The 21,116-nt window shown below is 69.2% G+C and carries 22 protein-coding genes; 4 read left to right on the plus strand and 18 right to left on the minus strand.

Annotated elements, in window-relative coordinates; genetic code table 11:
• Positions 1-7 precede the first annotated feature (7 nt).
• The gene (locus SD455_RS02140; protein WP_070159550.1) at positions 8-268 is read left to right on the plus strand and encodes a hypothetical protein; all 261 of its coding nucleotides are present in this window, start codon (positions 8-10) and stop codon (positions 266-268) included.
• Positions 269-358: 90 nt separating this feature from the next.
• On the opposite strand, the gene SD455_RS02145 is transcribed toward SD455_RS02140, so the two are convergent.
• Positions 359-1,732 carry a hypothetical protein gene (locus SD455_RS02145; RefSeq protein ID WP_445507102.1) on the minus strand — a complete coding sequence of 458 codons (1,374 nt, stop codon included), beginning with the start codon at positions 1,730-1,732 and terminating at the stop codon, positions 359-361.
• A gap of 128 nt (positions 1,733-1,860) precedes the next feature.
• On the opposite strand from SD455_RS02145, the gene SD455_RS02150 reads away from it, so the two are divergent.
• Together SD455_RS02150 and SD455_RS02155 are read left to right on the plus strand one after the other, a co-directional pair.
• Positions 1,861-2,334: an SRPBCC family protein gene (locus SD455_RS02150; protein ID WP_083277441.1), complete on the plus strand. Its 474-nt coding sequence runs from the start codon at positions 1,861-1,863 to the stop codon at positions 2,332-2,334.
• A gap of 194 nt (positions 2,335-2,528) precedes the next feature.
• Positions 2,529-3,332 (plus strand): CGNR zinc finger domain-containing protein, encoded by an 804-nt coding sequence (locus SD455_RS02155; RefSeq protein ID WP_070159557.1) that lies wholly within the window; start codon positions 2,529-2,531, stop codon positions 3,330-3,332.
• Between the two features lie 141 nt (positions 3,333-3,473).
• On the opposite strand, the gene SD455_RS02160 is transcribed toward SD455_RS02155, so the two are convergent.
• The 17 genes from SD455_RS02160 to SD455_RS02240 form a co-directional block, all read right to left on the minus strand.
• Positions 3,474-3,860, minus strand: coding sequence for a hypothetical protein (locus SD455_RS02160; protein WP_201791125.1), 387 nt, complete (start codon positions 3,858-3,860; stop codon positions 3,474-3,476).
• Positions 3,861-3,979: 119 nt separating this feature from the next.
• Complete coding sequence (locus tag SD455_RS02165; RefSeq protein WP_070159560.1) at positions 3,980-4,543, minus strand: hypothetical protein; 564 nt, start codon at positions 4,541-4,543, stop codon at positions 3,980-3,982.
• A 52-nt stretch (positions 4,544-4,595) separates the two neighbouring features.
• On the minus strand, positions 4,596-5,936 hold the full coding sequence (locus SD455_RS02170; RefSeq protein WP_311025067.1) for an MATE family efflux transporter: 1,341 nt from the start codon (positions 5,934-5,936) through the stop codon (positions 4,596-4,598).
• A 10-nt stretch (positions 5,937-5,946) separates the two neighbouring features.
• A complete protein-coding gene (locus tag SD455_RS02175; protein ID WP_445507103.1) occupies positions 5,947-7,068 on the minus strand; it encodes a lysostaphin resistance A-like protein in 1,122 nt (373 codons plus the stop codon).
• Between the two features lie 92 nt (positions 7,069-7,160).
• On the minus strand, positions 7,161-7,415 hold the full coding sequence (locus SD455_RS02180) for a hypothetical protein (RefSeq protein WP_445507104.1): 255 nt from the start codon (positions 7,413-7,415) through the stop codon (positions 7,161-7,163).
• Positions 7,412-8,239, minus strand: a complete 828-nt coding sequence (locus SD455_RS02185; protein ID WP_085437725.1) for a hypothetical protein — start codon at positions 8,237-8,239, stop codon at positions 7,412-7,414. The genes SD455_RS02180 and SD455_RS02185 overlap by 4 nt, the downstream gene beginning before the upstream one ends.
• A gap of 3 nt (positions 8,240-8,242) precedes the next feature.
• Positions 8,243-9,151 carry an ABC transporter ATP-binding protein gene (locus tag SD455_RS02190; RefSeq protein ID WP_085437724.1) on the minus strand — a complete coding sequence of 303 codons (909 nt, stop codon included), beginning with the start codon at positions 9,149-9,151 and terminating at the stop codon, positions 8,243-8,245.
• Complete coding sequence (locus SD455_RS02195; RefSeq protein ID WP_445507105.1) at positions 9,130-10,638, minus strand: PH domain-containing protein; 1,509 nt, start codon at positions 10,636-10,638, stop codon at positions 9,130-9,132. The genes SD455_RS02190 and SD455_RS02195 overlap by 22 nt, the downstream gene beginning before the upstream one ends.
• Positions 10,635-11,060 (minus strand): PH domain-containing protein, encoded by a 426-nt coding sequence (locus SD455_RS02200; protein ID WP_445507106.1) that lies wholly within the window; start codon positions 11,058-11,060, stop codon positions 10,635-10,637. Before SD455_RS02200 ends, SD455_RS02195 begins: the two co-directional genes overlap by 4 nt.
• Before the next feature lie 205 nt (positions 11,061-11,265).
• Complete coding sequence (locus SD455_RS02205; RefSeq protein WP_170922678.1) at positions 11,266-11,439, minus strand: aureocin A53 family class IId bacteriocin; 174 nt, start codon at positions 11,437-11,439, stop codon at positions 11,266-11,268.
• 108 nt (positions 11,440-11,547) lie between these two features.
• The gene (locus SD455_RS02210; RefSeq protein WP_085437721.1) at positions 11,548-12,264 is read right to left on the minus strand and encodes a response regulator transcription factor; all 717 of its coding nucleotides are present in this window, start codon (positions 12,262-12,264) and stop codon (positions 11,548-11,550) included.
• 68 nt (positions 12,265-12,332) lie between these two features.
• Entirely contained in the window at positions 12,333-13,484 is a 1,152-nt protein-coding gene (locus SD455_RS02215; RefSeq protein WP_445507107.1) for a sensor histidine kinase, read from the minus strand.
• A 65-nt stretch (positions 13,485-13,549) separates the two neighbouring features.
• A complete protein-coding gene (locus SD455_RS02220; RefSeq protein ID WP_070159593.1) occupies positions 13,550-13,786 on the minus strand; it encodes a hypothetical protein in 237 nt (78 codons plus the stop codon).
• A gap of 142 nt (positions 13,787-13,928) precedes the next feature.
• Positions 13,929-14,615, minus strand: a complete 687-nt coding sequence (locus SD455_RS02225; protein ID WP_070159595.1) for a response regulator — start codon at positions 14,613-14,615, stop codon at positions 13,929-13,931.
• 746 nt (positions 14,616-15,361) lie between these two features.
• Positions 15,362-16,189, minus strand: coding sequence for a hypothetical protein (locus SD455_RS02230; protein ID WP_445507108.1), 828 nt, complete (start codon positions 16,187-16,189; stop codon positions 15,362-15,364).
• A gap of 58 nt (positions 16,190-16,247) precedes the next feature.
• The gene (locus SD455_RS02235) at positions 16,248-16,502 is read right to left on the minus strand and encodes a hypothetical protein (RefSeq protein ID WP_085437720.1); all 255 of its coding nucleotides are present in this window, start codon (positions 16,500-16,502) and stop codon (positions 16,248-16,250) included.
• A 46-nt stretch (positions 16,503-16,548) separates the two neighbouring features.
• Positions 16,549-17,496, minus strand: a complete 948-nt coding sequence (locus tag SD455_RS02240) for an acyl-CoA thioesterase (RefSeq protein WP_070159605.1) — start codon at positions 17,494-17,496, stop codon at positions 16,549-16,551.
• Between the two features lie 399 nt (positions 17,497-17,895).
• On the opposite strand from SD455_RS02240, the gene SD455_RS02245 reads away from it, so the two are divergent.
• Positions 17,896-21,105 (plus strand): beta-phosphoglucomutase family hydrolase, encoded by a 3,210-nt coding sequence (locus SD455_RS02245; protein WP_445507109.1) that lies wholly within the window; start codon positions 17,896-17,898, stop codon positions 21,103-21,105.
• Positions 21,106-21,116: the final 11 nt, after the last annotated feature.

Here is a 21,116-nt window from a genome sequence, read left to right on the forward strand (position 1 = left end):
CGTGCCCATGAGCACCCCGGAGAACACTCCCCACGCCACCGCCTCACCGCGTCCGACCGGCTCCCTGCTGCCGGTGATCGCCTCGCTGATCGCCGTCGGCACGGTGTTCTGGATGCCGCATTTCGCGATCACCGTCGCCCTGGGCACTCTGGTGATCTGCGCGCTGACCTGGAAGGACGGCTCGCACCGGCTGCTGGGGGTCTCCGTGGCCGCCAGCGGCGCGGCCCTGCTGCTCTCGGTGGCGCACTTCACCGGGCTCTGGGGGTGAGATCTCCGGGGCCGAACCGGCGGCCTCGGCACCCAGCCAGCACCAGCCCCGCTGCCAGCCCACTGGCGACACCTGGGCCGAAGGCGACGTTCAGCCGCCGCCCGCGGACCGCTCCTCGTCCGGCAGATGCCGGGCGGCATCCGCCTCACCCTGCAGCTCGGCGACCACAGCGGCGATGTTGCGGATGAACACGATCAGCCAGGAGAACAGGATCGCGGCCCCGATCAGCTCCAGAGAGGTCAGGTTGTAGTACCCGATAGGCCACCACAGGCTCCCGGCGAAGAGCAGCACTCCGGCGGCGATGATGCTCAGCAGGTAGAAGGTGCGGGGGAAGCCGGGCAGCCAGTAGGGCATGCCGATCAGCAGCATCAGGAAGAACAGCCCGAACAGGGCGGTGAAGGTCGCGTGGACCTCATTGTGCAGGTTCACCGGCACCAGCCCCACTCCGGCCAGCGAGGCCCCCATGCCGATCATTCCGATCCGCACCATCCGGATGCGCGGGGAGCGGATGTGTCTGCTCACGGCCTGCCGCAGCGGCAGGCTCAGGGGCACCTTTCCGCGGACCGCGCGCCGGGCCTCCCGTTCGTGCTGCAGCCTGCGGACGTGCCGCCGTCGGACATGCTCGGCCCAGGTCTCCAGGTCCCGCGTGATGAACGCGGTCAGCGTGGTGATGATCGCTCCGGAGACGACGAGGGTGGTGTTGAACGTCCAGAAGGAGGTCAGTCCGGCCTGTCCGGTGCCGAGCTCGGAGAACATCACATGCCACCAGAACGGGTTCTCTGCGAACAGCATCGACACTAGCACACCGGAGGCCATGAACACCCCCAGCAGGGTGGACAGGGAGAACGCGTTGATGCGGGCGCCGGAGTTGAAGCTGAAGTAGGCGGCCACCGCACCGACGATGCACAGCAGCACCGCGCCGGCGATGTAGTCCACCGTGAGTCCCACGAAGGCCTCCTGGAACACGCGGAACAGGCCCAGGGCGCCCATGACGGCGATGGAGGAGTGCACCACCAACAGCGAGACCGTGTCCAGCAGCTGCCGGATCCGGGGCCGCTCCCCCAGCCAGATGTTGGCCATGCGGGCGTTGAGGGAATAGCCCAGCAGGAACGCCAGCCCGGCGGTCACCCCACCGACGATCGCGCCGAAGAACTGGATGGACCCGTCACCCGCCAGCGCGGGCCGTTCCCCGGGGAAGACCACCAGGCCGAAGCCCAGCCCCAGGACTCCGCCGATGATGGCGCTCCAGATGGCCCGGGACTCGATGAGCACCTGCAGCTTGGCCTGAGACTCCCGCTGCTCCGGGGTGGTGGTCGCCGGGTGGGCGGCCTCCTCGCTGGCCGCGAAGGCCGCCAGACGCCGCGCCGCACCGTGGGTGGGGGTGGTGTCGGTGACCTCGGGAAGCTCGCCGGTCTCGGCGGCGTCGTCATCCAGGCGGACCTGCCACCTGCGGGACCGTGCCATCGTTCCAAGACCCTCCCGACCCTGTCGACGCCGATGCTCTCCACCAGATTCACCTGCCCGGTGCGCGGATGCAACCGCAGAGGACGCGGCGCACGCCCGCACCCCGGTTCGCCGTAGACTGGCGCACCATGAGCATGACCCCTGAACCGGTGGAGCGCGGACCGCAGGTGATCGCCCACTGCATCCGTGTGGAGGCCTCGGCCGAGGAGCTGTACGCGATCATCGCGAACCCGCACCGTCATCATGAGCTCGACGGCTCAGGGACGGTGCGCACCACGGCGATCGGGCCGCGCGAGCTGCAGCCCGGCGACAGGTTCCGGGTGGACATGCGCAAGTACGGCATCCCCTACGCGATCACCATGCACACCACCCGGGCCCAGCCGCATCGGGTGGTGGAGTGGCGGCATCCCGGCGGACACCGCTGGCGCTGGGAGCTGGAGCCGGCTGACGACGGCGGCACGCTCGTCACCGAGTCCTACGACTTCAGCGGCCAGGCCGCTCCCCTGCGGAAGGCCCTGGAGATCGCCGGCGTCCACCGGGAGAACGACGGCGGCATCCGCGCCTCCCTGCAGCGGCTGCATGACCGCTTCGCCTCCTCCTGACGGGCACAGGACCCACCCTGACGAACCTCGTTGCACAAGGCAACTGCGCGGGACGGGCGGGGACATTGTGACAGTTCCATCACATTCAGCCCGTCAACGCGTCACATCGTTACACTGGGAGGACCCGTTGCACCAGGGTCAGGGGCCGCCGTTTCCGGCCCCTGCGCCCGCATACCTTGTCAGGAGAACACTGCATGTTCCACGCAGAGATCAATCGCACCCTGACGGCGGCCGTCAACCTCATGAACACCTCTGAGGGGCTTCACAGCGCCCAGGCCTCACCCGATCAGCTGACCAGCATCGAGAGCCTGCGCAAGTTCCTGTCCTCCCAGGATTCGGAGCTGAAGTGGCCGACGTCGACCCTTGACCGCGCCCAGGTGGACTCCGTCCGCGACCTGCGCGACACCGTCCACCAGATCTGGGGTGCGGCCCCCATCACCACCAAGGAGCCGGTGGAGAAGATCAACACGCTGCTGGAGGGAGTGGGCACTCGCGTGGTCCGCACCTCGGGGGGCGAGGAACCGCAGTTCCGTGCCGTGCCGATCCCGGTGAGCACCCAGCTGGCCGACGTCATGACGGCCGCCATCGCCGACGCCCTCCAGTTCCTGGTGGTCAACGATGAGACCGGCCGCATGCGCACCTGCAAGGGTGATGAGTGTGACGCTGTCATCGTGGACCTCACGCGCAACCGGTCCAAGCTGTTCTGCGACTTCGGCAACTGCGCCAACCGGGCCCATGTGCGGGCCTACCGCGCCCGCCAGGCGGCCCTGCGGGAGGCCGGGCGTCGTGCGCTGGCCGGTGAAGCGGCGGAGCCCTCGGCCACGCTGGCCAAGCCCAGTGCGGCGGAGAAGGCGGCCCAGATCAACGAGCCCACCTCCGAGTCCGCGGTGGCGGCCAAGGAGTTCCGCGACCGGATGCGCGATGAGCTGATGGAGAAGCGCGAGAAGAAGGACAAGAAGTCCAAGAAGAAGAAGGACAAGAAGAAGGCGAAGAAGTGAGCGCCTGAGCGGCTCCTCCGCTCCGTCCACCGTTGCGGCGAGTTGGTCCAGAGTTCCCCATACTCGAGTCGATCGAGTCGAGTATGGGGAACGTCAGACCAACTCGCCGCAGTGTCGAGAGCCCGACGGCGGTGCGAGCGCTCAGGCGTCCTCGGCGCGGCCGTAGCGCGGCTCGTCGCCCTCGGCCTCACGGGCCTCCTGGGCCTTCTTGCGGGCCGCTTCGGCACGCCGCTCGGCCACCTGCCGCCGGTAGAGGTCCTCAGACTTCCGGTTCACCCCGGCCCCCTGGGAGAGGTGCTCGGGATTGTCCCGGGAGGCCAGCTGCAGCATGGAGACCACCAGCAGCGCGACGATGAACACCACGCCGAACGCGATCAGCGCCAGGTCCACCCGGGCCGGGTTGTCCGTGCCGCCGGAGGCGGAGATCAGGGTGACGAATCCGGCCACGAAGGCCAGGGCCGCAGAGAAGATCAGCGGAGCCTTGACCGACTCGATCAGCGAGCGGCGCTCCTTCTTGTCCTCTGCCACAGGGCTCCTCGTTCCTCGTCAGACGGGGACGTCTGCCAGGACGTCCGGTGATGGTCTCGGCGTCCGCGTCGGACGCCCGGCCATTCTACGCCGTGTAGTAGACCGCGTGCGAGTCGTGCTCAGTCCCGGCCGCGGCGGGCGTCGTGCACCATGCCGCCGCCGCTGATCATCAGCAGCACCGCCATGATGATCACGCCCATGCCGGCGATGCCGAGGATGCCGTGGACGTCGAGCTGCATGCCGACCAGCAGCGCCGCCCCGGTGAGGGTCCCGACGGCGCCGAGCAGCAGCTGGTCGCGCGCCGGGACGAACGCCCCTCGTCCGCGGATCCCGGCCACCAGCTCGGCCACACCCATCGCCACGAAACCGACACCGGCGATGACGGCGGCCGCCGTCGTCGTGCCCACGAAGATCACTGCGACGGCCGAGAGGACCCAGGCCGCCGCGCCCAGGGCCAGCGGGCCGCGCACTGTGGCGGGCACGAGCTCCTCGTCCTTGGCGTAGTCCCACACGGCGGTGGCGCCGAGGGCGAAGTAGCCGGCCACGGCGACCTTGAGCAGGGTGAGCGTCTCGTCCTGCCAGAACACGGTCACCGCGGCGAAGACGGCGGTGATGACCGCGCGGACCCAGACCGGCCGGATCAGCGCTTCAGCGGTGGGGGCGGGGATTCTCTTCACTGGCACGCAGGCGAGTCTACTCGCTGTCCGCAGAGGCTTCAGCCGATCGGCCGAGCTCTCAGCGGGCCTCCCCGGCCACCATCCATCGGCCACCGGCGGCCCGGACGCCGAGGGTCAGCGCGCGGGCCCCGATGAACACCACCGCGTAGCCGACCCACAGCCACACCACGGCCTCCACTCCGGTGAGCCCGCGGGTGGAGATCCACCACAGGGCGGGGAAGTACAGCGCCAGGTTCACCAGTCCCGCGATCGCGAGGTATCTCACATCGCCGGCGCCCATCAGGACGCCGTCGAGCACGAACACGTAGCCGGAGATCGGCTGGGCGAGCGCGACGACGAACAGGGCGGCGGTGATCATGGCCGCCACGTGGGCGTCCGGGGTGAACAGACCCGCCGAGACGGGCGCGAGCGCCGCGATCACGGCTCCGGTGACCACGCCGAAGCCCAGCCCCCAGAGGATCATGAGACGCGTGAGCCGCCGGGCGACGTCGAGGCGGGAGGCGCCCAGCTCCTTGCCGATGAGCGCCTGAGCGGCGATGGCCAGGGCATCCAGCACGAAGGCCAGCGTGGAGAACACTGTGAAGGTCACCTGGTGGGCGGCCAGGGTGTCCGGACCGAGGTCGGTGGCCACCAGCACCGTGGCCACGATGGCCGCGCGCAGGCTGACGGTGCGCAGCATCATCCAGGACCCCACGGAGAAGGCACGGCGCAGGCCGATCGGGTCCACCCCCAGCGACACCGCCTGGGCGCGCAGCCGGGGCACGATGATCACCAGGTAGACCGCCGCCATGCCCCACTGGGCGATGGAGGTGCCGATGGCCGCGCCGGCCACGCCGAGTCCCACCGGGTGCACCAGCACCAGATTCAGCACGATGTTGGCGCCGAACCCGGCCGCGGCGACGATCAGCGGAGTGGTGGTGTCCTGCATGCCGCGCAGGACCCCCGTGGCGGCGAAGACCAGCAGGATCGCCGGCACCCCCGGCATGGACCACACCAGGTAGTCCCAGGCATGGCTGTGCATCTCCCCGGAGCTGCCCATGGAGGCCAGCAGACCCTCCCCGAAGGCGACGCCGGCGGCGGCCAGCACGACGCCCAGGATCAGCGCGAGCCAGAGCCCGTCCCGCCCGGCGGCCAGCGCCTTGGCCAGCTTCCCGGCACCCACGTAACGGGCCACCGCCGGGGTGGTGGAGTAGGCCAGGAAGATCATCAGCCCGGTGACGGTGTGCATCACGGTGATGCCCAGGGCCGCGCCGGCGAGCTCATCGACGCCGAGACGGCCGATGATGGCGGTGTCGGCCAGCAGGAACAGCGGCTCGGCCACCAGCGCCCCCAGGGCGGGGACGGCCAGGGCCAGGATCTGCCGCGGCAGGGGCCGCGGGTCGGTGGTGAGCTCCTTCATGGGGAGGCGATCATGCCCCGCCCAGCGGCACGGCGGCCGCCTGGAGGAGGGCCGGGATCACGCCGGTGGGCTCCAGGCCGTCGATGTCCTCCAGCAACGGCGAGAGCCAGTACTGCAGGGTGACGGCCATGCAGTTGTTGAACGCGTGCACCAACCAGACGAACAGCAGAGACCGGCCGGAGAAGATGTAGGCCAGGGTGAAGATGATCGACATCGTCAGATACGGCACCACGGTGGTCAGCACGCCCATCAGGTCTCCGGAGATGATCTCCGAGGAGACGTGGATGAGCGCGAACGGCAGCACGGAGATCACCGCGCAGAGCCAGATGTTCAGATGCCGGGAGAGCTTGCCGATCAGCAGGTGACGGAAGATGTACTCCTCCACGAGCGGACCGAGCAGCCCCAGCACCAGCAGAGCCGCCCAGAACGGGACGGCCTGCAGCATCGCCTCGATGCCGGCCTGATTGGCGCTGGTCTCAGGCTCCTGCCCCGTGACCGTCATGATCAGGGCCATCAGCATCACATTGAGGACCACGATGGACAGCCACATCGCGGGGATGAGGAAGAGCTTCAGCCAGGCCAAGGCGTGGTGGGTGAAGACCACCAGTGAGCGCCACAGGGCCTTGCCCGCGACGGCCAGGATCAGCACCGTCAGCGAACCGAAGATCAGCCCGTTGATGAGGAACTCCTGACGCGATTCCGCGCTGGTCAGCGTGACCTCGTCCCCACCGGGGAAGAACATCATGGTGACGAGGTTCGCGCCGAGGATGATGGCCAGATACGGCACCGTCGGCAGCAGGTCCCACCACAGGAAGCGACCGGGCCGGGAGTCCGGCTGCCGCCAGATGCCGCGCGAGTACCGGTCCTTCGAGTCCGGGGGCGTCTGGGCCGGCGGCTGAGGGGGGAACGGCGACGGGTGGTGAGTCGGGTACTGAGGCGCAGGGTGCTGCCCCTGAGCGTAGGGGGTCCCCCAGGGCGCCGCCCCAGGCCCAGATGGCGCATAGGGTCCCTGACCGTGGGGCTGTCCGGTGGGAGGGTGGCCGTAGAGATGGGGCGCCTGAGGGTACGGCGGGGGGCCAGGCGGGTGCGGCGGGGGGCCGTGGCGTTCCGGCTCCTGCGGAGGTGTGCTCATATCGCCCCAGCGTAGAAGATGGAGCTGACCTCCACGTCAGCCTCAGGGCGGAGACTCGTGGGCACGTCCCGGCCCTGCTCGCCCGGCCCCGCTCAGCGACGACGGCGAGACCTGCTCACCAGGTGCTGGGTGGCCGTCGCCGCCACCAGACCCGCTCCCAACGCCAGCACGGTGCGCGCCCATCCTGCCAGCTCGGTGGCCTGGGCCAGCAGGAGATGCATGGACAGCATGACGACGAACAGCACCACCGCGCTGACTGCTCCTGCCGAGGAGGGGCCCTGTCGATGGCGCGCCACAGGTTCCGGTGCGGCACCGCTCGTCCGGCCAGTGGGCTCGTCCCGCGTCATCGCGCCTCCCCGCGGTTGAAGATCGGCCATGCCGCGAGGGTCGGCAGCAGACCCCAGGCCAGCAGACCCGTCATCCCCGCCAAGATGTCCGTCCCGCTGGACTCGGGGTTCGGCATCGAGGAGGCGTCGAAGGCTTCGGCGAGATGCGGCAGGGGCGTGTTCATCGCCAGCAGCTCGGCCGCCGGGGCGATGCTCTCAGGCAGCGAGAATCCGACCGCGAAGAAGCCGAGCGGCAGGACCACGACGACGCCGATGAACAGCAGGATCCCGGCGGAGGACCGACGCACCAGGGAGGTCAGGCCGAAGCCGAACAGGACCGCCAGGCTCCCTCCGCAGAGCGCCAGGGGGATGGCCAGCAGACTCCACCGCACCTCGGGCTCGCCGGCGTGCAGGAGCAGAGCCGTCGCGCACAGCACCACGGCCACGGCGGCGCATGTCGCAGCTCCGACGAGGCTGAATCCGGCCGCCCGGGCCAGGTAGAGCCGCCGACGGTCCGGCACCAAGGTGAGTGCCAGTGCGATCTGCCCCTGCTCATCTCTTCCCACGCGGAACACGGTGGCCACTGCCAGGACGAAGGCCGCGAGCGCAGCACCGCTTCCCACGGCGATCACCGGGAACAGCATGCTCTCGCCATCCATGGCGTTGTCGATCAGCAGCATCAGCAGCCCGAGGCCTCCGCCCAGGGAAGCAGCCGTGATGATGCCGCCGCGCATGCCGCCCCGCCGCAGGTGTCGGCGCATCTCGGCGCGAGTGACCATCAAGGCCGTCTGCCGTCCGCGGACGTCTCCGATGCTCCCACGCGCCTCTTTCTGAGCAGTGTGCATGGGTCAGTTCCTTCCGTTCGAGGCACCCAGCAGGGTGAAATAGGTGTCTTCCAGGGACTGGGCCTGCGCGGCCAGGTGGGTGAGCCCGACGCCGGACTCCACCACCAGCGCGGCCAGCCGCTCCGGGGGCACGCCGTGCGCCATGAGCCCGTGATGCTGCCGCTCCACCGTGATGCCCTGGGCCAGCAACGCATGCCGGGCGGTGTCTGGATCCGAGACCTCCAGATAGACGACCTGCTGCTCACCGTGCTGCGCCTGGGCGGCGGCGAGGAATTCCTGCAGCGACCCGTGGGCGAGGATGCGGCCGCCGTCGATCATGACGACCTGGTCGGCCACCGCACCGAGCTCCCGCATGTGATGTGAGGAGAGCAGGATGCTCACCCCGGAGTCGGCCGAGGCTCGCACGAAGTCTCGGAACCACCTGATGCCGTCAGGGTCCAGACCGTTGGCTGGTTCGTCCAGGATCAGGTGCGACGGCTCGGTCAGAGTTGCGGCTCCGATTCCGAGCCGCTGCCGCATCCCCAAGGAGAAGGACGTGACCCGATGGTGCGCCGCCCAGCTCAGGTCGACGTCGGCGAGGACCTGGGCGACCCGGGAGGTGGGCATTCCCTGGGTCCGGCAGGCGTAGTCCAAGTAGGCATGGGCGGTCATGCTCGGCGGGATGCCCTCTGCCGACAGGAAGACCCCGAGCCGCCGTGCCGGGCGCTGAGCTGCTGGGAACGGCTCCCCGCCGACCTCCACATGCCCGGCGGTGGCATGAGTGAGCCCGGTGATGATACGCATGGTGGTCGTCTTGCCCGCCCCATTGGGGCCGACGAAGCCTGTGATCGCGCCGTCGGGTGCGCAGAAGGAGACGTCGTCGAGGACGGTGCTGCCTCCATAGGTCTTCGTCAGGCTGTCGATGATGAACATGATGCGGCCTTTCCTCGAGTGCGGTGCAGGGCGATCCTCGGACCGGCCTCCCCCACCGCACGGGTGATGGCCTCGGAGGCGTCCGAGGACGTGGTCAGTGCCGGGCACGCGCGTGGCATCCCGGAGTGGTAGTGCACGGTGATCAGACGCAGCCCACGCCGCCCCGGAACATGGGCGGTGGTCAGCACGTGAACTGCGGAGCACCGCAGCAGTCGTATGGTCTGTCCGCCCAGCTCGGTGCTCCACGCGAGAACGCCGGCCTCTGCGTCGCCGGTGTCCAGCCGTGCGGCGCACCACCGCGTCATCAGCAGCCCCAGCAGCAGCACCACCGCCCCGACGGCCATGGTCATGAGGGCCCGGCCGGGCCACCACTGCGCCGCGCCCCATGCGACGGCCGATCCCGCGGCGACGGGAAGGAGGGCCAGTGCCAGGCTCACCGGAAGGACCGCCGGCCCAGGCGCGACCAAGGGCGGAGGGATCCTCGCACCGGGGGTGAGCCGTGCCATCAGCACGAGGATCCGCCGGCGCGACAACGAGGGCAGAGCCAGGTTGCTGTCCCACTGCTGAGAGGAGTCCGCAGTGATCAGGGAGACCCGCGCCCGGTCCAGCAGCATCTCCACCAGATTGCGCCGGACCTGCACCCCCACGACCTGGTCTCGACCGATGATCCGAGTGGTCGTCGAGATCAGTCCGTGGCGCAGCACGGTCCTGCCATCCTCGACGGCGACCGTGAGCCCATGGAACCGGACGGCGGTGAGCACCGCCCCTGCAGTGAGACCGACCAGACACAGCAGCGCCAGGACAGGACCAGGACGGGTCGCCAGCGCCTGCACCACCTCGGCGCTGTGGCCGGCGAGCTCCATGATCTGCACTGCCGCTCCGACGACGGCGCCGGCGAGAACGACCGCCTGTCCGTAGCAGAGGCTTGAGATGATGAGGTCGAGGCTGCTGGATCGGTGGATGCGGTCCTCGTCGGCGGGAGCCTGCGACCGTGAGGTCTGCACGCGCGCAGGATCCTCGCCGCCCCGAGGCCCCCTGTGTCCCAGGCGCGCGCTCTGCGAGATGTCCTCGGCATCCGCGACGGGGACCCCCTCGATCCGGATCGTGCTGTCCGCCGAGCCGTCCGCGCCGAGCACCACGACCCGCAGACCGAAGGGGCGCGCATTCCAGGGAGCGAGGACCTCCACTGAGGAGATGTCCCGCCATGCGAGGCTGCGGGTCTGGATGCGGAACAGGCCCCGGACTTCGGTGAGGCCGGTGCTGGTGACGGCATAGCGCCGCGACCCCCAGCCATAGGCCGGACCGACGAGCCCTCCCAGCAGGAGAAGCGCGAGCACGACCATGGGGGCGTGTCCCAGCCAGGAGGGGGGAACCCTGATCGCAATGACCAGGCCGCAGGCGAGGAGAACCAGGCGAGGAGCCTCCCCCAGGTACGCGGCGGCCATCGTGGAGGGACGAAGCCGTCGTCCTTGGTGACGCCTGGTCATCGGCCCACCCCCAGATAGATGCCGAGCGCTTCAGCACGGATCCGCTCCGCCTCCTCGAGCCGCACAGGCCCGAGCGGCTCCACATGCGCGATGCAGGTGAATCGAACGCGGGCGAGGCCCCAGCGTCGCAGCAGCGGCCCCTGCACCACCGTGACGTTGAGCAGCTGAGCGGTGGCGATGGCCGTGCCGCGACGCAGGAGCCGTCCTCGTCGGATTCTGATGACCCAGGGCGTGATGCTGTAGCGGGTGTGCCGCACGCGCAGCGGATTGATGACGATGACATCGATCACCGTGGACAGCGCCCCCAGGACCAGCACGCCGACGGCGCACCAGAGAGCGAGGTCCCCGGACAGCAGCAGCAGTGCGAGGCCAGCACCACCGGTGGAGAATGCGATGCCGGCGACGACGGCGACGCGGTTCATCAGACTCAGGGTCTGATGCGGCAGAGCGCACTCCTCGGCATCCGGCGCCGCGGGCGCCGTCGTCGTTGTCGTTGTCGCTGTCGCTGTCGCTGTCGTTGTCGTTGTCCTTGTCACAGCGTGTCCGCTCACGATGCCGTCTCCACGCCGCGGCGGCCGGCGCACCCCGAGCGGGACGCCTGCCGGCCGCCGTCGATGCGGTCCGGGATCAGAGGTACCCCAGGATCTCCAGGATCATCCGCAGAACCTCGGCCGCGGACGCACCCTGCAGCCAGGTGCGCACCCTCGGCCAGTTCGCCCGTGCCCAGTCGGCGGCGGCCCGCACCGCCCGCGCACCGTAGCGCCACCCCTGCTGCAGAACGTACCTGATGAAGCTCAGCATGTATTACACCTTTCATAGACATGTTTAGATCATCCAATCTCCTGGATGACGTCAACAAATCTATGAATACTGCCTCATTCCAAAAACTGTACTCAATACCCATTTTATTCATACTTTCGTCGCAGCTGGGGAGTCTTCAGGGAAGATGCGGGTCTCCACGACAGGACTGACGTCCATCTCCGCCCGCATCGCGTGGAGCACGACCTGAAGACGGCTCGACACGCGCCACTTCTTCATCACCTGGCTCAGATGCGATTTCACGGTCGCTTCGGTGACGTCCAGCTCCTCAGCGATGGCCCCATTGGACATGCCGAGCAGCAGCCGGTCGACCACGCAGCCTTCCTGAGCCGTCAGGTCCTGCGCCGGGCTGAGCCTCCTGCGATGACGAGGCTCGGAAGTCCTCCTCAGCAGGTCACAGACCTCTGCGAGCACCCGAGGAGACATGAACGCTTCGCCGCGGAGTGCATGCGTGACAGCCCGCCCCACGTCCTGCGCCACACGACGAGGATCGATGAGGCTCTCGACCCCTGCGCGGATCAGCGGCCGCAAGGCTGACTCGCCCCCTTCATCGAGGAGCACGACGACGGGCAGGTGCGCCCCGAACGCGCCGCGCAAGGAGCGCACCGCCTCGACGGTCGCACAGGGCCCGTCGCACGTATCCAGGACGGCCGCGGCCACCGAACTCTGGGACTTCGCCACGTGATGTCCCAGCCGACCTCCGGAGCCGACCCGCAGCCACGAGAACCCCAGTGCCTGGACCTGCCGTTCAGCCGACGAGGCGGCGCGAGGGTCGTCGATGTCGAGGAGGATCAGGGGCAATACCATGCGACCACGTTAGGCCGCGGCGCAGACTGCTCACATCGTCCTCAAGGACAGTGTTCTGCTTCCTTCCGTCACTTCTCATAGCGACAGATGCTGATGCTCTCCGCTCGGGCCTCCCAGCGGCCGCCCTCCCTCAGACCAGCGGCGAAGCGGCCGCCCAGCTGGTCCACCCGCTCGGCCAGCGAGACCAGGCCCAGGCCTCCCCCGTCGCAGGGCCTGGGAGACTGCGGCACCCTGTTGCTCACAGCCAGGGTCACCTCGTAGGACGAGGCGTCGAGCAGGACCACACAGTCCGGCTCGGAGTCCGGCGAAGCCAGCCCGTCCCGATCGGCGGCGCCATGCTTGATCACATTCGTGGTGCATTCCTGAAGGATCCGACTGAGGGCAGTCTGCAGGGACTGCGGGAGCCCGTCGAGATTCCCCTGCACGTCACACTCCACGCGGAATCCCAGGTCCTGGAGGGTCGCCGAGCACCGTTGCAGTTCGTCCTCGAGGTGGATGACAGCGGCGTCCGAAGGTTCTGCGTCGATGAGACCTTCATCGTCCAGCACGTCCAGCAGGCGTCGCAGATCCTGGAGCGCCCGTGACGACGACGCCCCGATGGTCTCCAGGGCAGCGCGCGTCAGCCGATCCGCGGAGTCCACGTCCAGCGCCTGGGCGTGCATGGAGATCACCGTGAGGTCATGGGCCACGATGTCGTGCAGGTCTCGGGCGATGTGCCTCTTCTGATCCTGCAGAGCCCGGTCCCGGGCCACCTGCTGCTCCTCGAGGCGCTCCTCCTGCCGCCGACGCTCCACGCGGCTCCGCCGGAACCCTCGCCCCAGGGCGTAGGCGATGAGTCCCGGGATGAGGAAGGTCCAGAGGAACCACAGCACACGCTCGACGACCCCGTAGTCCGCCACGGTATAGGGCACTCCGAGGACCAGGACGGCGACCAGATAGGACCGGCTGTGCCACCGCCCGACGCACGTGGACATCAGGGCCAAGAAGGCCAGGGGCAGCAGCCAGCCGGGCACGGAGATCCCGGGAAATGCGGTCAGGACCAGCGAGCCGACGACGGCGGTCCATGCCGCGGCCTCCACCCGCACCCAGGTCAGCGCGGCACAGCAGATCAGCAGCGCGAGGCCCCAGACGTCGGCAGCGGCGTGGCCGAAGCCTTCCGTCGCCGACGCAGCGACCAGGTCGACCAGGACGAAGCCGCAGACCGCCAGAGTGAAGGGCACCAGAAGTCCTCGGCCTGGCTGCAGCGTCTCTTCGCTCACCCTGGTGGGCGGCTCCCGGCGGCGAGTCACCGACAGAAGGCCGGGGGCAGGAAGTTTCGCTTGCAGAGCAGCCAGCGAGAGTCAGGGATCGATTCGATCCGCTCCACGACGGCCCGCACGTTCTCCGCCCCGGCCGTGGCGATCACATGACTCGGCGCGGACCCATGGTCAGGCGCAGCAGTCGTCGCCCCACTGCTGCTCACCGGCCCTCCGGCGATGAGCAGCAGGACGGAGACGAGTGATAGGACCGGTGAGACAGACATGGGATTCTCCCCCTCAGGATGGTGATGAGGCCGACAATCACGCGCTGCGGATCGAGGCATGACGAGCGGCCCCGAGTCTACTGAGCTGAACGATTCCTGAACATTGGCCGAAAGGACAGTCTTTCCTTCGGCGGGCCCACCATCAGCGTCCCAGCTGCGGTTCGACGATCCCGAGTTCGAAGGCCCGGATCACCAGCTGGACGCGGTCCCGGACGCCGAGACGTCGACACAGGCTCGCCATGTGCGCCTTGATCGTCCGTTCGGTGACCGTCATCGCCGCCGCCATCTCGGCATTGTTCAACCCGCGGGCGGCCAGACCCAGCGCCTCCCTCTCCCGCGGGGGGAGCTGCGGCACAGGCTGTGCCCGCTGCACGGCAGCCTCGAAGGCCGAGCGGTCAGCGAGCACGCTGAGCGCCAGCAGCTCTGCGACCCGTGCGGACAGCGGAACCGCTCCCTCGCGAGCCTGCCGCACGGCGTCGAGGATGCGGTCCTTGCGGGCATCCTTGATGAGGTAGCCGACGGCGCCTGCCCGCAGGATCTCCACCACCCGATGCTCCGCGGAGAAGGTGCTCAGCGCCAGCACCGCGACCTCCGGCCATCGACGGCGAATCTCGCGAGCGGCGGCCACGCCGTCCACCCGTGGCATCTGGATGTCCATCAGGACCACGTGCGGGGTCAGGTCGGCGACCTGCTCCACAGCCTCTGCGCCGTCGGCGGCCTCTCCGACGCAGTCCATGTCCTCCGCGGACATCAGGTAGAGCCGCAGGGCGTCACGGACCAGCGCATGGTCATCGACGATCAGCACCCGCGTCGTCTCGGCCTCGGCCACCAGATCTCCTCCGTCTCATCATGTTCGCCGTCTCGCCCTGGGCGACACTCGTCCTGGTCGACACTCGTCCTGGTCGACACTCGTCACTGTTCAGTATCACAGCAGATCAGCAGCTCACCCATCGTCCTGGAGGACAGCACCCGACATCTCGGGCACGCCGTGCCTCTCCACGACGCGCCCGTCACCAGCGCTGCGCCTCCCACGACGACGCACCAGCGGTGATGCGGACTCGCCAGCGTGTACGTCCCCAGCTCTCCGTGGGGCCGCACCGCCGGGTGCAGCAGTCGTGCCACGAGCGGAACGACCACACAGAGCGCAGGGACCATCCCGAACGTTGCGCACTGGAGAAGAAAGGACTGCCCCGCGGCCGTGCCCTCCGAAGGACTCCACGCCATGATGGCCGAGAGCGACGTGCCGGGGACGAGGTACAGCACCGCACCGAACAGGGCTCCGCGTCGGACGCAGCGGCGGCGCAGCAGACCAGCGGCGTCCTGCCTCACCACCTCGACCATCGGCACCACGACCTGCTCCCCTCAACGTCCCCCTTCACAATAGAGAGGTGAATCATGGCGGCACCATTGCCCAAAAGGTCATATCCGCCCACGTCAGAGGGCACCCCGAACCTAGGAGGTCACGAGTCTCCTACCAGCATCATCTGACAGGGCGACTCCCACGACCAGACCCTCGTGATGAGGCAGGACTGCCCTTAGTGGGCGCGCTGTGATCACAGGTGGCCAGCGGGAGACTCACCACGCTGGGCGAGGCCCCTGCCCTAGGAGCCCACCCGGACCAGTCCCGCCTTCCTGCTCGCGGCGCCGGCGTCGCCGCACGACGCCGACGACGATCCCGGCGATCAGCAGCCCCAGGCCGATGGTCCCTAGGGCGATGCCGCCGAAGACGGCACCGAGCACGCCGAAGACCCCACTGGCCAGACCTGCGAAGTCCCCGCCGGGGGCGAGCACCACGAAGGCCTCCCCCGATCCGTCCAGGGCGGGGTCGGTGAAACCGCTGATCGAGAACTCATGCAGGCCGGACTCCTCGGCGGAGTAACTGTTCACCCCCACCGCGCTCGAGCCGCCCTGGGTGGCGGTGGAGCTGATCTCCGCCCACCGCATCGACCCTCTCTCCCCACTGGGCGAGACGACTTCGGGCGTCTCACTCAGCCCCGGAGCGCTGGCACCGGTGGGGCGGACCACATAGAGCATGTAGCTCTCCCCCGCCTCCAGCTGCGCCTCGGCCACCAGGGGCGGATCCCCGCTGATCAGCGCATCGGCGCCGGGCCCGCCGTCGCTGTCCAACACCCCCAACGGCACCGTGGAGCGGAACACCGTCACCGCCAGCACGAACAGCACCACAGCTCCCAGCAGGAGGACGCCGCCGATGATGCCCAGTGTCATGGGCAACGGCCCGCGCGTCGGACGCGGCCTGCTCGGCATCGGGTAGCCGGGGTGCGGACCGCCGGGCGGAGGCCCCGGATACCCGGGCTGGGACCAGCCGGACTGCTGTCCGTAGGGCTGGTGCTGTCCGTAGGGCTGGTGCTGTCCGTAGGGCTGGTGCTGCGGCGGCTGCGTCATGATCGTCCCCTCCCCCGGCGCACTGCCTCAGGCGCCTCACGCTGCGAGGACAGTGATCCTACCGAGGGCGTCCAGAGTCGGCCAGATCCTCCGTCCGGCCTGGTCGGGCACGCCTCCACGTCAGGGCGGAGCCCACTCCGTAGGCCGCTCCGCAGAGCAGGACCACGACGCCGACCGGCACGCTGCGCTCCACCGTCACCGACCCGACGTGAACGTCACCGGAGACGAGGGCGAGGCCCAGCAGCAGGACAGCCACCCCGGCGATGGCACCCTGGACGGCGCCCCACCGCCGCTGGCTCCTGGTCTGCCGCATCACCAGTCTCCTCTGCCTCGTCTAGCCCCTCTGCCTCCAGCGGCCCTCAGCCGGAGCTGATGAGCGGGCTCGGGGACAGCAGCGTCGCATTGCGCAGGTCCCGCAACCGACGGGCCTTCTCCGCGATGGCGTGGTCCTCGTCGCTGATCGGCTGCCAGGGGGTGATGTGCCGGGCAGAGCCAGCGCCGTCGGGTGCGACCATCACCGGCAGGCCGTAGGCGACCACCTCCGGATGCTTCTCCCAGCGCGCCCCGGCCCGGACTCTCACCAGCACGTGCATGGACTTGGAGCCGGTGAGCACCAGCCGGGCGTCCACCTCCACCAGGTCCCCGGTGGTGATGGGCCGGTAGAACCGCACGCCCCCGGTGAGCACCGCGGCCACGTCATAGCCCGAGTACCGCTCGGCGCAGATCTCGGCGGCCCGGTCCATCCACTTCATGACCGCACCGCCGCGGATCTTGCCGTCCGGGTACTTCTCATCCGTGTCGGCCAGGAACCGCAGGGTCAGCGCCTCGGAGGTGCCCATGTCCTCGGGCATGGAGCTGATGGTCTCCTCCACCTGTCGGCGGTAGACCATCCGCTGGGTGGCGTCCACGCTGCGCCGCAGCTCCAGATCGGAGCTCGGCTCGAAGGGCGCCACGGTGACCGCCTCGCCGTCGTCGCCCACGGCCACGTAGATCATGTAGCACTCGGTGCACACCAGCCAGCCCTGCTCCGGGTGCTGCACCAGCACCCGGGTCTGGATGTGCACGGAGGTGCGCCCGGTGTGGACCACCCGCGCCTGCACGGTGACAGGCGTGTCCCGCGGCACCGGCGTGGTGAAGTGCATATTGCCCACATAGGAGGTCACGCACGCGGTGCGGGTCCACGACGCCGCACACGCATAGGCGGTCTTGTCGATCCAGTCCACGACGACGCCGCCGGCCACCGTCGTCTCCTTGGAGGTGCCCTTGACCTCTTGGAAGGTCAGTTCGATCGTGCTGCGCCGCGACATGTCCCTGACGCTAGCACCACCGGCGCCCGCACGGCAGGGACGGCACGAGAGACCCGGGCGGAACCACCCGGCATCCTGCACCCGGCAACACCCCGGGCAGCACGCCCCGACAACACGCCAGGGCGTCGATGTGACCGGACGCTCATGGGCCGATATCCTGCTGACCCTGTGGCCCGGCGCCGAAACTGCCTACGATGGGGTTCGAGCCCAAGGCCAGCCCGGCGTCCGATGAGACGCCGCCGAGGCACCAGGCCCCGTGATGGGCACCTGCCGACGGTACGGCATGAGGAAGACCTCAGCTCCGCATCACGACCCCGCCGGACCCCCGGTCCGGCTCCCCGTCCTGAACGCCGACCTGATCACCCTGCCCTGATCGCCCACAGTCCCCGTGAGGTATCCATGCACCCGTTCGAGAACCCCTTCCGGCACTCCGCCGAGGCCAAGCGTCACGCCCTGCGGCACTTCCGCGCCGTCCTGTTCGACATGGACGGGGTGGTCACCGACACCGCCGGCGTCCATGCCGCGGCGTGGAAGGAGCTCTTCGACACCGCCCTGGAGGAGATCACCGGGGAGCCGCAGCCCGAGTTCACCGACGAGGACTACCTGAACTTCGTCGACGGCCGCCCGCGCGAGGACGGGGTGCGGACCTTCCTGCAGGCTCGCAGCGTGTTCGTCCCCGAGGGTGAGCCGGGCGACGCCGCAGACCAGCTCACCATCCACGGCCTGGCCGCCCGCAAGCAGGGCTTCTTCGAGGCGGTGCTGGCCCGCGACGGCGTCGACGTCTTCCCCACCACCGTGGAGCTGATCCACCAGCTCCGCGAGGACGGCATCCCCACCGCCCTGGTCACCTCCTCCCGCAACGGCCGCGACGTGCTCAAGGTGGCCGGGCTGCTCGATGCCTTCACCGCCATCGTCGACGGCACCGACGCCCTGGAGATGAACCTGCCGGGCAAGCCGAACCCGGCCATGTTCCTGCACGCCTCCACGCTGCTGCGTGTGGAGGCCCAGGACTCCATCGTCATCGAGGACGCCGCCTCCGGCGTGCAGGCCGGACACCGCGGGAACTACGGGATGGTCGTCGGGCTCAACCGCGGCGAGGACCCGCGGCGCCTGAAGGAGGCCGGCGCCGACGTCGTCGTCACGGACCTGTCCGTGATGAACCTGGCGACACGCACCACCAAGCCCTTCGACCCGGACTGGGTGCTCGCCTATGACGAGTACGACCCCAAGGAGGAGCCCACCCGGGAGGCCCTGTGCGCCCTGGCCAACGGCTACTGGGGCACCCGTGGCGCCGTCCCCGGCACCTCCGCCGACGCCACCCACTACCCCGGCACCTACATCGCCGGAGTGTTCAACCGGCTCAAGACCGACATCATGGGCAAGACGGTCGAGACCGAGCACATGGTCAACATCCCGGACTGGACCTACCTGCAGGTGACCCCCGAGGCGGGGAACCCGCTGCTGCCCGGCTCCCCCGAGCTCATCGACTACCGCCAGGAGCTGGACATGCGCCGCGGGCTGCTCACCCGGGTGACCCGCTTCCAGGACCTGCACGGCCGCCGCACCCGCCTCACCACCCGCCAGTTCCAGTCCATGGCCGGGGTCCAGCTGGCCGCCCTGGAGATGGAGATCGAGGCAGAGAACTGGTCCGGCAACGTCACCGTCCGCTCGATGATCGACGGGCGCGTCGCCAACCGCAACGTCGCCGCAGACCGGGAGCTCGCCGGACACCACCTCGACGCCGTGGACTCCCGGGAGATCGACGGCGAGACCGTCCTGCTGGAGACCATGACGAACCAGTCCCAGGTGCGGGTCGCCGTCGCCACCCGCACCTCGGTGACCTCCACCGGGAACACCAACCCGATGCGCCGCCCCGTCTCGGAGGGCGAGTTCGTGGCCGGGCATGACATCTCCATCAACCTCGAGGCCGGCACGCCGGTGACCCTGGAGAAGATCGCCTCGGTGGCGAACTCCCACGACCACGCGATCTCCACCGTGTGGCACTCCGCGGTCAAGCGGGTCCAGCGGGCCTCCTGCTTCCGCACCATGCTGACCTACCACGAGGAGATGTGGGGCGTGCTGTGGCACCGCTTCGCCGTCTCCATCGGCTCCCGCTCCTCCCGCCAGCAGATGGCGCTGAACCTGCACACCTTCCACGTCCTGCAGACCGCCTTCGGCGCCCGCCGCGACCTCGACGCCGGAGTCGGCGCCCGCGGCCTGCACGGCGAGGGCTACCGGGGGCATCTGTTCTGGGACGAGATGTTCGTCTACCCGATGCTCACCCTGCGGCGTCCGGAGCTGACCCGCGGACTGCTGATGTACCGGTATCGGCGCCTCGGCGAAGCCCGCGCCATGGCCCGCGCCGAGGGGCACGCCGGCGCCATGTTCCCTTGGCAGGCCGGCTCCGACGGCCGCGAGGAGACCCCTACCGAGCTGTGGAACCCGCGGTCCCAGGCGTGGATGCCGGACAACTCGCACCGCCAGCGGCACGTCTCCCTGGCCATCGCGTACTCGGTGCTGCAGTACTTCGAGACCACGCAGGACTACACGTTCCTGGCGGACTACGGCGCGGAGATGCTGGTGGAGATCAGCCGCTTCTTCGTCTCCCTGACCCAGTACGACACCGAGGCCGACCGGTACGACATCGAGGGTGTGATGGGCCCCGACGAGTACCACGACGGCTACCCGGACACCCCCGGATCCGGTCTGCGGAACAACGCCTACACCAATGTGCTGACCTCTTGGATGCTGCGGCACACCGCACGGCTGGTCCGCGAGCTGGACTCCCGGGACGACCCGCTCTCCGAGTGGCTGGACATCTTCGAGGACGAACTGGACCACTGGGAGCACATCTCCCGGCGGCTGCGCGTGCACTTCCATGCCGACGGGGTCATCAGCCAGTTCGACGGCTACGAGGACCTGCTGGAGTTCGGCTGGGAGGGCTACAAGGCGAAGTACGGCAACATCGGACGTCTGGATCTGATCCTGCAGGCCGAGGGTGACGCCACCAACCGGTACAAGCTCTCCAAGCAGGCCGACGTGCTGATGCTGTGCTACCTGTTCTCCTCCGAGGAGCTCATCGACACCATGCGGCACATGGGCTACGAGGTGCCGATCGAGGACTTCGGGAAGACCATCGAGTACTACCTGGCCCGCTCCTCGCACGGCTCCACGCTCTCCCGCCTGGTGCACGGCTGGGTGGCCGCGCGCTTCGACCGCTCCGGCTCCTGGAACCTGTTCAAGGAGGCGTTGGAGGCCGACCTCGCCGACACCCAGGGCGGCACCACCCGGGAAGGCATCCACCTCGGCGCGATGGCCGGCACCGTGGACATGGTGATCCGTTGCTACGCAGGGGTCGAGACCCGCGCCGATGCGCTGTGGCTGCACCCGCTGCTGCCGGACGAGCTGCCGGAGGCCACGTTCCGCATGCGGTACCGCAACCAGCCGATCCTGGTGCACATGGACCACCAGAACGTGACGCTGAAGCTCTCCGAGGGATCGGCGGAGCCGATCGACCTCAATGTGGAGGGCAAGCGCAAGCAGCTCAGCCCGGGCGAGCGGTGGACCGTCCCGCTGGAGCACCAGGCGCGCGCCCACGCGAGGTCCTGAGCACCTCCATG

This window comes from Nesterenkonia sp. K-15-9-6, from assembly GCF_052656005.1.

Bases quoted from the DNA above. Each gene is read 5' to 3' on its own strand.
- SD455_RS02140 (WP_070159550.1), top strand. From the start codon at position 8: ATGAGCACCCCGGAGAACACTCCCCACGCCACCGCCTCACCGCGTCCG.
- SD455_RS02145 (WP_445507102.1), bottom strand. From the start codon at position 1,732: ATGGCACGGTCCCGCAGGTGGCAGGTCCGCCTGGATGACGACGCCGCC.
- SD455_RS02150 (WP_083277441.1), top strand. From the start codon at position 1,861: ATGAGCATGACCCCTGAACCGGTGGAGCGCGGACCGCAGGTGATCGCC.
- SD455_RS02155 (WP_070159557.1), top strand. From the start codon at position 2,529: ATGTTCCACGCAGAGATCAATCGCACCCTGACGGCGGCCGTCAACCTC.
- SD455_RS02170 (WP_311025067.1), bottom strand. From the start codon at position 5,936: ATGAAGGAGCTCACCACCGACCCGCGGCCCCTGCCGCGGCAGATCCTG.
- SD455_RS02175 (WP_445507103.1), bottom strand. From the start codon at position 7,068: ATGAGCACACCTCCGCAGGAGCCGGAACGCCACGGCCCCCCGCCGCAC.
- SD455_RS02180 (WP_445507104.1), bottom strand. From the start codon at position 7,415: ATGACGCGGGACGAGCCCACTGGCCGGACGAGCGGTGCCGCACCGGAA.
- SD455_RS02185 (WP_085437725.1), bottom strand. From the start codon at position 8,239: ATGCACACTGCTCAGAAAGAGGCGCGTGGGAGCATCGGAGACGTCCGC.
- SD455_RS02190 (WP_085437724.1), bottom strand. From the start codon at position 9,151: ATGTTCATCATCGACAGCCTGACGAAGACCTATGGAGGCAGCACCGTC.
- SD455_RS02195 (WP_445507105.1), bottom strand. From the start codon at position 10,638: ATGACCAGGCGTCACCAAGGACGACGGCTTCGTCCCTCCACGATGGCC.
- SD455_RS02200 (WP_445507106.1), bottom strand. From the start codon at position 11,060: ATGAACCGCGTCGCCGTCGTCGCCGGCATCGCATTCTCCACCGGTGGT.
- SD455_RS02205 (WP_170922678.1), bottom strand. From the start codon at position 11,439: ATGCTGAGCTTCATCAGGTACGTTCTGCAGCAGGGGTGGCGCTACGGT.
- SD455_RS02210 (WP_085437721.1), bottom strand. From the start codon at position 12,264: ATGGTATTGCCCCTGATCCTCCTCGACATCGACGACCCTCGCGCCGCC.
- SD455_RS02220 (WP_070159593.1), bottom strand. From the start codon at position 13,786: ATGTCTGTCTCACCGGTCCTATCACTCGTCTCCGTCCTGCTGCTCATC.
- SD455_RS02230 (WP_445507108.1), bottom strand. From the start codon at position 16,189: ATGACGCAGCCGCCGCAGCACCAGCCCTACGGACAGCACCAGCCCTAC.
- SD455_RS02235 (WP_085437720.1), bottom strand. From the start codon at position 16,502: ATGCGGCAGACCAGGAGCCAGCGGCGGTGGGGCGCCGTCCAGGGTGCC.
- SD455_RS02240 (WP_070159605.1), bottom strand. From the start codon at position 17,496: ATGTCGCGGCGCAGCACGATCGAACTGACCTTCCAAGAGGTCAAGGGC.
- SD455_RS02245 (WP_445507109.1), top strand. From the start codon at position 17,896: ATGCACCCGTTCGAGAACCCCTTCCGGCACTCCGCCGAGGCCAAGCGT.